Origin of the sequence: Streptomyces sp. WZ.A104 (genome assembly GCF_002382885.1) — a bacterium.
GTDB lineage: Bacteria > Actinomycetota > Actinomycetes > Streptomycetales > Streptomycetaceae > Streptomyces.
This window is the reverse complement of record NZ_NWVL01000040.1, coordinates 64,317-74,525: the sequence shown is the minus strand read 5'-3', so window position 1 is coordinate 74,525 and position 10,209 is coordinate 64,317. Positions and strand designations below refer to the sequence as shown.

11 protein-coding genes are annotated in these 10,209 nt (G+C 70.5%); 7 read left to right on the top strand and 4 right to left on the bottom strand.

What is annotated here, in order from left to right; translation table 11 throughout:
- Window positions 1–260: 260 nt before the first annotated feature.
- On the bottom strand, window positions 261–1,019 hold the full coding sequence (locus CIB93_RS21735; protein WP_096629064.1) for a phosphoglyceromutase: 759 nt from the start codon (window positions 1,017–1,019) through the stop codon (window positions 261–263).
- A 217-nt stretch (window positions 1,020–1,236) separates the two neighbouring features.
- Here CIB93_RS21735 and CIB93_RS21730 point away from each other — a divergent pair, with 217 nt between their 5' ends.
- On the top strand, window positions 1,237–2,559 hold the full coding sequence (locus tag CIB93_RS21730) for an MFS transporter (protein WP_096629063.1): 1,323 nt from the start codon (window positions 1,237–1,239) through the stop codon (window positions 2,557–2,559).
- A 124-nt stretch (window positions 2,560–2,683) separates the two neighbouring features.
- Here CIB93_RS21730 and CIB93_RS38035 read toward each other — a convergent pair whose 3' ends face one another.
- Both CIB93_RS38035 and phoU read right to left on the bottom strand, forming a co-directional pair.
- Window positions 2,684–2,833, bottom strand: coding sequence for a hypothetical protein (locus CIB93_RS38035; RefSeq protein ID WP_179500197.1), 150 nt, complete (start codon window positions 2,831–2,833; stop codon window positions 2,684–2,686).
- A gap of 308 nt (window positions 2,834–3,141) precedes the next feature.
- Window positions 3,142–3,819 (bottom strand): phosphate signaling complex protein PhoU, encoded by a 678-nt coding sequence (gene phoU / locus CIB93_RS21725; protein ID WP_096629061.1) that lies wholly within the window; start codon window positions 3,817–3,819, stop codon window positions 3,142–3,144.
- Between the two features lie 197 nt (window positions 3,820–4,016).
- Here phoU and CIB93_RS21720 point away from each other — a divergent pair, with 197 nt between their 5' ends.
- Window positions 4,017–5,279: a cell wall metabolism sensor histidine kinase WalK gene (locus CIB93_RS21720; protein ID WP_096629060.1), complete on the top strand. Its 1,263-nt coding sequence runs from the start codon at window positions 4,017–4,019 to the stop codon at window positions 5,277–5,279.
- Window positions 5,276–5,956, top strand: a complete 681-nt coding sequence (locus CIB93_RS21715) for a response regulator transcription factor (protein WP_003968183.1) — start codon at window positions 5,276–5,278, stop codon at window positions 5,954–5,956. Before CIB93_RS21720 ends, CIB93_RS21715 begins: the two co-directional genes overlap by 4 nt.
- Before the next feature lie 138 nt (window positions 5,957–6,094).
- On the opposite strand, the gene CIB93_RS21710 is transcribed toward CIB93_RS21715, so the two are convergent.
- Complete coding sequence (locus CIB93_RS21710) at window positions 6,095–6,796, bottom strand: DUF461 domain-containing protein (protein ID WP_096629058.1); 702 nt, start codon at window positions 6,794–6,796, stop codon at window positions 6,095–6,097.
- Window positions 6,797–7,528: 732 nt separating this feature from the next.
- Here CIB93_RS21710 and CIB93_RS21700 point away from each other — a divergent pair.
- The 4 genes from CIB93_RS21700 to CIB93_RS21685 all read left to right on the top strand — a co-directional run bounded on the left by CIB93_RS21700 (window position 7,529) and on the right by CIB93_RS21685 (window position 10,182).
- A complete protein-coding gene (locus CIB93_RS21700; protein ID WP_003953493.1) occupies window positions 7,529–8,011 on the top strand; it encodes a CarD family transcriptional regulator in 483 nt (160 codons plus the stop codon).
- A 334-nt stretch (window positions 8,012–8,345) separates the two neighbouring features.
- Complete coding sequence (gene ispD / locus CIB93_RS21695; RefSeq protein WP_096629057.1) at window positions 8,346–9,113, top strand: 2-C-methyl-D-erythritol 4-phosphate cytidylyltransferase; 768 nt, start codon at window positions 8,346–8,348, stop codon at window positions 9,111–9,113.
- On the top strand, window positions 9,103–9,618 hold the full coding sequence (ispF, locus tag CIB93_RS21690; protein WP_096629055.1) for a 2-C-methyl-D-erythritol 2,4-cyclodiphosphate synthase: 516 nt from the start codon (window positions 9,103–9,105) through the stop codon (window positions 9,616–9,618). The genes ispD and ispF overlap by 11 nt, the downstream gene beginning before the upstream one ends.
- A 159-nt stretch (window positions 9,619–9,777) precedes the next feature.
- Window positions 9,778–10,182 (top strand): PPOX class F420-dependent oxidoreductase, encoded by a 405-nt coding sequence (locus CIB93_RS21685; protein ID WP_096629085.1) that lies wholly within the window; start codon window positions 9,778–9,780, stop codon window positions 10,180–10,182.
- The last annotated feature ends 27 nt before the right edge of the window (window positions 10,183–10,209 follow it).

Sequence of the window (10,209 nt, the reverse complement as noted above, 5' to 3'; positions counted from 1 at the left end):
CCGGGCGGCCAGGTGAGGGGAACCATCGAGGGCAACCGCCTGAAAGCCATACCCGGTGTCTCTGGGCCTCTGGACCTTACGACGGCCCGTCCAACCCACGAACAACGTAGGACCGCCTGTCCGCTCCGCGCGTTGTTCCACGCGGCATGCGACAGGAGCCCGGCACAGCGCCGCGCCCCCGGCTCGACGGATGAACCGTCGGGCCGGGGGCGCGGCGACTGGCGCGTGCGGACTGCCGCGTACGGACTACCGCCTGCGGGCTACTTCTTGCCCTGGTTCTTCACGGCCTCGATCGCGGCCTTCGCCGCGTCCGGGTCCAGGTACGTGCCGCCCGGCTTCAGCGGCTTGAAGTCGGCGTCGAGCTCGTAGGAGAGCGGGATGCCGGTCGGGATGTTGAGGCCCGAGATGTCCTCGTCCGAGATGCCGTCCAGGTGCTTCACCAGACCGCGCAGGCTGTTGCCGTGGGCGGCGACCAGGACCGTGCGGCCGGTGAGGAGGTCCGGGACGATGCTGTCGAACCAGTACGGCAGCATGCGGACGACGACGTCCTTCAGGCACTCCGTGTCCGGGCGCAGCTCCGGCGGGAGGGTCGCGTAGCGCGGGTCGTCGAACTGGCTGTACTCGTCGTCGCGGTCCAGCGGCGGCGGCGGGGTGTCGTACGAGCGGCGCCACAGCATGAACTGCTCCTCGCCGAACTCGGCGAGCGTCTGGGCCTTGTCCTTGCCCTGGAGGGCGCCGTAGTGGCGCTCGTTCAGGCGCCAGGAGCGGCGGACCGGGATCCAGAGGCGGTCGGCGGACTCCAGGGCCAGCTGCGCGGTGCGGATCGCCCGGCGCTGGAGGGAGGTGTGCAGGACGTCGGGGAGCAGACCGGCGTCCTTGAGCAGCTCACCGCCGCGGACTGCTTCCTTCTCGCCCTTTTCGGTCAGGTTGACGTCCACCCAGCCGGTGAACAGGTTCTTCGCGTTCCATTCGCTCTCGCCGTGGCGGAGGAGGATCAGCTTGTACGGTGCGTCGGCCATGGGTCCGAGCGTAATCGAACCCCCGTGGCCTCCGCGCGCCCGCCCGTAACGCGGACAGCGCGGGTCCGGGGATGCCCGAGGAGCGCCCGGCGGCGGGACGATTGACGGTGGGCGTCAATTCGGTGGCGGGCGGAGAGCCGGGCTTCGTAATGTCTCGAAGGTCATCGGGAGTATTACCCGAGGCGCTCGTTCCGTACGTCCCGTGGGGGGAATCCTTATGTCCGTCGCCGGTCTGCGCACAGCCGCCCGCGAGACCGTCTCGGGGATGCCCCGCGAGTTCTGGTGGCTGTGGACCAGCACCCTGGTCAACCGCCTCGGCGCGTTCGTCGCGACCTTCATGGCTCTGTACCTGACCCTGGACCGGGGCTACTCGGCCTCGTACGCCGGGCTCGTCGCCGCCCTCCACGGGCTCGGCGGGGTCATCTCCTCGCTCGGCGCGGGTGTGATGACCGACCGGCTCGGGCGGCGGCCCACCATGCTGATCGCCCAGGTCTCCACCGCGGTCTCGGTGGCACTGCTCGGGTTCATGGTGCATCCCTTCGCCATCGCCGCCGTGGCGTTCTTCGTCGGTATGGCGAGCAACGCCTCACGCCCCGCCGTCCAGGCGATGATGGCGGACATCGTGCCCCCGAAGGACCGGATCCGGGCCTTCTCGCTCAACTACTGGGCCATCAACCTCGGCTTCGCGATCTCTGCCGCAGGTGCCGGGTTCATCGCCGAGTACAGCTATCTCGCAGGTTTCATCGGCGAGGCCCTGATGACGCTCGTGTGCGCCGTCGTCGTCTTCGTGAAGGTGCCGGAGTCGCGGCCCGAGCAGGCGCCCGCGAAGCGCGTCGGTGGCAAGCGGCCCAAGGACGAGGTGCGGCTCACCACTGTCCTGCGCGACGGGCGCTTCATGGGCGTCGTGGGGCTGTCGTTCCTGGTGTCGCTGATCTTCCAGCAGGGGTACGTGGGACTTCCGGTGGCGATGGGTACGGACGGCTTGTCCAGCTCCGACTTCGGTACCGCCATCGCCGTCAACGGCGTGCTGATCGTGGTCCTCCAGATCCCCGTCACCCGTTTCATCCAGCACCGCGATCCGCGCCGGCTGCTGATCATCTCCTCGCTGCTCGCCGGGTACGGCTTCGGGCTGACGGCGTTCGCCGGGTCGGTCGCGGCGTACGCACTGACGGTGTGCGTCTGGACCTTGGCCGAGATCGTCAACGCGCCCACCCAGACGGGTCTGGTCGTGCAGCTGTCGCCCGCCCGGGGCCGGGGCCGCTACCAGGGCATGTACACGATGTCGTGGTCGGTGGCGGCGCTCGTCGCGCCGCTGATGTCCGGCTTCGTGATCGACCACTACGGCGCCGCCTGGCTCTGGGGCGCCTGCGCCGTGATCGGCACGGTCGCGGGTCTCGGCTACTGGCTGCTGATGCGCAACCTGCCGCGCGAGGAGCACCCGGGCGGTGCGGACGCCGTTGCTCCCGAGCTCGCTCCCGTACCGGCCGAGGTCCGGCCGGACCGGGCCGAGAACCCCTTGGCCGTCGAGCGCGCGGTCTGACCCGCGCACCTCGCGCTCCGGCACACGTACGGCGTCGGCCCGGCTCCTCCTCCGGGCCGACGCCGTACGTACGTATTCCGTATGCCCGTATTCCGTGCGTCCGTATTCCGTGCGCCTGTACGTGTCAGCCGCAGCAGCCGCCGCACTGGCACGGAGCACCGGACTGGCAGCCGCACCCGCACCCCGAGCCGCAGCCGCAGGCGCCGAGCACGGTCAGGTGCACCACTTCGGTCGGGGTCTCCTGCTGGGGTTCGGTCATGGGGGATTCGGCCATGGTCCCTCCTCAGGGCGTACGGCTGGGGCGGCGGTCGGCATGGTGCACCGCCCCCACCCCCATTGCATGCCCATCCCGGCGGGCGCATCAACGGCGCACGCGCGCAGGAACGCATGTGCGACTCGCGTACGCCGTCGACAGGCAGAGGCGGGAGGGCGGGGGACCGGGGCAGGAGGCGGCACGTCGGCACTCGGACGAGGAGTGCCGACGTGCGGACGGAGTGCCGTTACGCGGCGACGAGGAGTGCCGTCACGCGGACGGGAGCGCCGTTACGCGGACGGAGTGCCGTTGCGCGGCAAGGGGCGCCGTTACGCGCCCTCCACCGGTGCCGCCGCCTGGATCTCGTCCGCGTGCTCGCCCGTCACCAGGTAGACCACGCGCTTGGCGACCGACACCGCGTGGTCGGCGAAGCGCTCGTAGTAGCGGCCCAGCAGCGTCACGTCCACGGCCGTCTCGATGCCGTGCTTCCAGCGGTCGTCCATCAGGTGCTGGAACAGCGTGCGGTGCAGCAGGTCCATCTCGTCGTCGTCCTGCTCCAGCTGGAGTGCCAGATCGACGTCCTTGGTGATGATGACCTCGGCGGCCTTGGCCATCAGGCGCTGCGCGAGCTGGCCCATCTCCAGGATGGTGGCGTGCAGGTCGTGCGGGACCGCCGACTGCGGGAAGCGCAGCCGGGCCAGCTTCGCCACATGCTGGGCGAGGTCGCCCGAGCGCTCCAGGTCGGCGCTCATCCGCAGCGAGGTCACCACGATGCGCAGGTCGGTCGCGACCGGCTGCTGGCGGGCGAGGAGCGCGATGGCGCGGGCCTCCAGTTCGTGCTGGAGGTCGTCGACCTTCTGGTCGCCGGCGATCACGCTCTCCGCCAGCGTCAGGTCGGCGTCGAGCATGGACGTGGTCGCCCGCCCGATCGCCGAGCCGACCAGCCGGGCCATCTCGACCAGGCTTTCTCCGATCGAATCGAGTTCCTCGTGGTAAGCGTCGCGCATGGAAGTCCCTCTCCAGTTCCAACTGAGGCCGGGGTCTCGGGCCGACCCCCACGGTCCCACGGTGCGGCCGCAACGCGTCCGGATCCAACCCCCTAAGTGAACCGGCACCTACCCCTCGGTGAACTCTGGGCGACGAGTGTTCGAGATGGCGCTCGGACGGCTGGGAGAGTGTCTGCGCACCCGCATAACCTTGAAGCATGGACGTGAACGCGGCGGTCGCCGCAGCTGCTGCGATCGCCGGTCTTCTGACCGGTGTGATCGCCATGCTGGCGTTCCGCTGGAGCGAGCGCGATCTGAAACGGCCCACGCGTACGTCCCTGCGGCCGGACAGCAACGCCGCTCTGCCCCCCGGAGTGGACACCGTCCTCTCCGTGCTCAGTTCCTCCGCCGTCGTTCTCGACGAGAGCGACAGTGTGGTCAAGGCCAGCTCCGCCGCGTACGCCCTGGGGCTGGTCAGGGGCGGCAGGCTGGCCGTCGAGCCGATGCTCAACATGGCCCGGGACACCCGGCGGGACGGGGAGATACGCCAGGTCGAGCTGGACCTCCCCCGGCGCGGCACCGGCCGGGGGGACGCCCTCGCCGTCTCCGCCCGGGTCGCCCCGCTGGGCTCGCGGCTGGTGCTCCTCCTGGTCGAGGACCTGACCGAGGCGCGCCGGATAGAAGCGGTGCGGCGCGACTTCGTCGCCAACGTCAGCCATGAGCTCAAGACCCCGACGGGAGCGCTCTCACTGCTCTCGGAGGCGGTCATGGACGCCTCCGACGACCCGGAGGCGGTGGAGCGGTTCGCCGGGCGGATGCAGATCGAGGCCACCCGGCTGACCAACCTCGTCCAGGAGCTCATCGACCTCTCCCGGGTGCAGAACGACGACCCGCTGGAGGACGCCGAGCCGGTCAAGGTGGAGACGCTGATCGCCGAGGCGATCGACCGCTGCCGCCAGCAGGCGGGCTCCAAGCAGATCACCATGGCCTCCGCCGGCACCGAGGGCCTCACGGTCTGGGGCAACCGGGGCCAGCTCGTCGGCGCGCTCGGCAACCTCGTCGAGAACGCCGTCAACTACAGTCCCGCCCGCACCCGCGTCGGTATCGCCGCACGCCGGATGGCCGCGCCCGGCGGGGATCTCATCGAGATAGCCGTCACCGACCAGGGGATCGGCATCTCCGAGAAGGACCGCGAACGGGTCTTCGAGCGGTTCTACCGCGTCGACCCGGCCCGCTCGCGGGCCACCGGTGGCACCGGTCTCGGCCTCGCCATCGTCAAGCACGTGGCCGCCTCGCACGGCGGGGAGGTCACCGTCTGGAGCTCCGAGGGACAGGGCTCCACCTTCACCCTCCGGCTGCCCGAATCGGGTGTCCTGAGGGAGCGCACCACCGGCGGACCGCTTATCGTCAACGGCGACGACGAGGGGCCGTACGAGACCGACACCTTTGACCCCTTCCCCGCCCCGGAGGCTCTTCCGTGACCCGAGTGCTTGTCGTCGAGGATGAGGAATCCTTCAGCGACGCCCTGTCCTACATGCTGCGCAAGGAAGGTTTCGAGGTCGCCATCGCGGCGACCGGCCCCGACGGTCTGGACGAGTTCGAGCGCAACGGCGCCGACCTGGTCCTGCTCGACCTGATGCTGCCCGGCCTGCCCGGCACCGAGGTGTGCCGCCAGCTCCGCAGCCGTTCCAATGTTCCGGTGATCATGGTCACCGCCAAGGACAGCGAGATCGACAAGGTCGTCGGGCTGGAAATAGGAGCCGACGACTACGTCACCAAGCCCTTCTCCTCCCGCGAGCTCGTCGCCCGCATCCGCGCGGTCCTGCGCCGCCGGGGAGAGCCGGAGGAGGTCACCCCGGCCGCCCTGGAGGCGGGCCCGGTCCGGATGGACGTGGACCGGCACGTGGTCACCGTCTCCGGCGGCAAGGTCGACCTCCCGCTCAAGGAGTTCGACCTCCTGGAGATGCTCCTGCGCAACGCGGGCCGAGTACTGACCCGTATGCAGCTCATCGACCGGGTCTGGGGCGCGGACTACGTCGGCGACACCAAGACCCTGGATGTCCACGTCAAGCGCCTGCGCGCCAAGATCGAGCCCGACCCCGGGGCGCCCCGGTATCTCGTCACGGTGCGGGGCCTGGGGTACAAGTTCGAGCCGTAAACGGCACCGAGCTGCCTCCCCGGGCCCGAGCGCGCACCGGGGGCGCTCTCCGCACGGCAGCACGCCGAAGGGCGCTTCCCGACCGGGAAGCGCCCTTCGTGTCGTGCTCGTGCGCCGTACGGGGGCGGCGCGCCGGTGTCAGTGGGCCGCGCCCTGCTCCGCTCCCGTGTCGCCCTGAGCGCCATCGGCGCCCTGGGCACCCTCCGCGCCCGCGCCGTCCGCCGGGGTGCCGGGCGTCTCGCCCTCGGGCGTGCCCGGGGTCTCGCCGTCGCCGGACGGCGTCTCCGAGGCGGTCGCGTTCGGCTTCGGCGAGGGCGCCTCTGCCTTCGGGCTGGGACCGAAGTCCTCGAAGAAGCCCTCCGCCGGGAAGACGCTGGCGCCGAGGCCGACGTCGCCGGTCCGGCTCAGCTTGAAGACGACCTGCTGCACATCCCCGTTGCGGGCCGCCTCGCCGCTGTTCTCGATCACGGCGGAAGCGTTGCCCTTGCCGCCGATGATGACCTGACCGCCGGCCGGGACCACGATGGGGCCCTTGCCGTCGGCGGCCTGGAGGTTCACCTCGGCGTCGCTGCCGGGCAGCGTGACGGCCTCCAGCACCTCGCGCTCGGTGCCGTCGTTGAACAGCGTCGCGGCGACGACGGCGGCGCCATCGGCACCGCCCTCGGGCTGCGTGATGACGTTGACGTTCTGGATCTTGATGGTGCCGACCGAGGTGGCCGCGTTGTCCGGCCTGATCTGGAGCGTCTCCGCGTTGTTGCCTGCACCGCAGGCGGACAGCGTGACGATCGAGAACGCGGTGGCGGTGGCGGCGAGAGCGCCGTGTCGAAGGCTGCGGCTCACGGCGGCGGCAACTCCTTGAACGAGTCGGACTGCGGGCTTCGTACGTCGTGCCGACCCTCCCGAGAGCGGCGGCGGAAGGAGTGACGTAAAGCCGCCCTAAGGGTGTGTCAGCGGCCTTAGGCTACCGAGCCACCGCTCCCGCCCTGCACCCGACCCGCCCCTACGCGCTCCGCCACTTCCCCGAGGGCTGCCGGAAGGCGCCCTGGGGTGCCCGGGGAAGACGTCGGCCGGAGCCGGACGGGGAGCCGCTCATCTGGCGGCCCCGGGAGGCCCGGGAGGCCCCGGGAGGTCTACCAGTCGGTAACCGTTGAAGGTCTACCGGTCGGTAAGTCGCCTGCCGTTCACGTAATCCGCGTGATCAATTCTTCCGGCGGCGACGCATTCCGCGAAAGGTGCGGCAGGGCGTTTGGCTTGATCAATTTCATTGCGGTCCGGCACTTGCACCCGTACGGGTGAGCGATCCTCGAACGGGGTGCAGAATGATCGTCATCAGGAAACCGGCAAAACGGGACTTTCGTCCTCTTCTGTAGGGCTTCCGGGCTGCGTGACGTGGGCGTTTCGCGCCGGGTGCACAACGGCTCCGACCTGCGAATACCGCCTTCCGGAAGCCTTCCGCAGCACGTTCGTGTCGCTGTTGTCAAGCCCCGAGATATGCCCTGACCTGCGAAAACGCCATTCAGGAGAGGCGATTCTCGTGTTACTCTGGATAGCCACGGAAGGGGTACCTGTCACATGACGTTCAAGGTTGGCGACACCGTGGTCTATCCCCATCACGGGGCCGCGCTGATCGAGGCTATCGAAACTCGCCAGATCAAAGGCGTGGACAAGACCTACTTGGTGCTCAAGGTCGCCCAGGGCGACTTGACGGTTCGTGTGCCGGCGGACAATGCGGAGTTCGTAGGCGTGCGCGACGTGGTCGGGCAGGACGGGCTGGACCGGGTCTTCGAGGTGCTGCGCGCGCCGTACGCCGAAGAGCCCACGAACTGGTCCCGGCGTTACAAGGCAAATCTCGAAAAGCTCGCCTCCGGCGACGTCATCAAGGTCGCCGAAGTGGTGCGTGACCTGTGGCGTCGCGAGCGCGAGCGCGGTCTCTCCGCCGGAGAGAAGCGCATGCTCGCCAAGGCCCGCCAGATCCTGGTGAGCGAGCTCGCTCTCGCTGAGAACACGAACGAGGACAAGGCCGAGGCTCTGCTCGACGAGGTCCTCGCGTCCTGAACCGGGTCGCACCGGTCGTATGAATCCGGTCGTATGAATGTGCCGCGGTGCCCGCTGACCAGTCGTTTTCACGCTGTGTCGTCGGGCGCTGCGGCATGTTCGGACCCGAATCATCCATCCCCGGGCCCGTGAAGCGTACTGGTACCGGCCGCTCTTCTATGTGCTGTCCACTCGTGCGGGAGCACACCTGTCCCGACCGGACGTGCTGTTCCGACCGGGTGTCACGGAAGGGGCCCGGTTCGAGACAGGGCGTCCTGCCCGGCTCGCTGGGCCCCTACCCATGTCGGCACGGAAGACAAACCTGCCGAACCTTCGGACCTTCGGAGTGCACCCGATGTCATCGACGCCCCCGCCGTCCGGCCCGTCGCGCCCTCCCCGTACCGCCGCGGTGATCCCCGCGGCCGGGCGGGGCGTGCGCCTGGGGCCGGGCGCGCCCAAGGCCCTCCGCGTCCTCGGCGGTACGCCGATGCTGATCCACGCGGTCCGCGCCATGGCCGCCTCCCGGTCGGTCTCCCTGGTCGTGGTTGTCGCCCCGCCGGACGGCGCGCCCGAGGTGAAGCACCTCCTCGACGAGCACGTGCTGCCCGAGCACACCGACTACCTGGTGGTGCCGGGCGGTGACACCCGCCAGGAGTCCGTGGGCCTCGGCCTCGACGCGCTGCCCGAGGACGTCTCCGTCGTCCTGGTCCACGACGCCGCCCGTCCCCTGGTGCCGGTCGACACGGTCGACGCGGTGGTCGAGGCCGTACGGGGAGGGGCGCCCGCCGTCGTTCCCGCGCTGCCTGTCGCGGACACCGTCAAGGAGGTCGAGCCCGCAGCGGCGGCCGGGGAGCCGGAGCCGGTGCTCGCCACCCCCGTACGGGCCAGGCTGCGCGCGGTGCAGACCCCGCAGGGCTTCGACCGGGACACGCTGGTGCGGGCCCACGCCGAGGTCGCGCTCGACGGCGAGGGTGCCACCGACGACGCGGGCATGGTGGAACGCCTCGGCGCGCCGGTGGTCGTCGTCCCCGGGCACGAGGAGGCGTTCAAGGTGACCCGGCCGCTCGACCTGGTACTGGCCGAAGCGGTACTCGCCCGCAGGAGGGCCAACGATGGTTTCTGAGCAGCACGCCGCGGGGACCCCCGCCCCCGTCATCCCGCTCGTCGGGATCGGCACCGACATCCACGCCTTCGAGGAGGGCCGCGAGCTCTGGTGCGCGGGCCTGAAGTGGGAGGGCGAGGGCCCCGGACTCGCCGGTCACTCCGACGCCGACGTCGTCGCGCACGCCGCCTGCAACGCGCTCTTCTCCGCGGCGGGCCTCGGCGACCTCGGGCAGCACTTCGGCACCGGCCGCCCCGAGTGGTCCGGCGCCGCGGGCATCACTCTGCTCACCGAGGCCGCCCGGATCGTCCGCGCCGAGGGCTTCGAGATCGGGAACGTGGCCGTCCAGGTCGTCGGCCTCCGCCCGAAGATCGGCAAGCGGCGCGACGAGGCGCAGAAGGTGCTGTCCGCCGCGGTGGGCGCGCCGGTCTCGCTCTCCGCCGCCACCTCCGACGGGCTCGGCTTCACCGGCCGCGGCGAGGGCATCGCGGGGATCGCGACCGCGCTGGTCTACCGGACCCGCTGACCGGCGCGGCCCTCGCGTTCACCCTTCCGGCGGGACGCGCGGGGAGCGGGTGAACGGGTGAACGGGCGCGAAGGAGCCGGGGCCGCGCCCGGTTACGGGGTAGAAGCATCGGGCCTGATCACCGAACCGATCTCCCGCAGGGACCAGGAGGACGTACGCATGACCGCCGCACTCTCCACCGAGCTCAAGAACCTGCTCGACACCCCCGTCTTCGTCAACATCGCCACCATCCAGCCCGACGGCAGCCCCCAGGTCTCCCCGGTGTGGGTCACGCGCGACGGCGACGACGTGCTGATCTCCACCACGATCGGCCGCCGCAAGGAGAAGAACCTCCGCCGCGACCCGCGCGTCACCGTGCTCGTCCAGCCCTTCGACGCCCCGTACAGCTACGCCGAGATCCGTGGCGAGGCGACGCTGACGACGGACGGCGGGCAGGAGCTGATCGACGAGCTCGCGGTGAAGTACACCGGCAAGCCGTACGCGGAGTTCAACCCGGACTCCGCCGCCGACGCCCCCCGTGTGGTCGTCCGGATCTCGCCGCGGAAGGTCGTCGGCAGCATCTGAGGCCTCCGGAGGCGTATCGCGCACCCC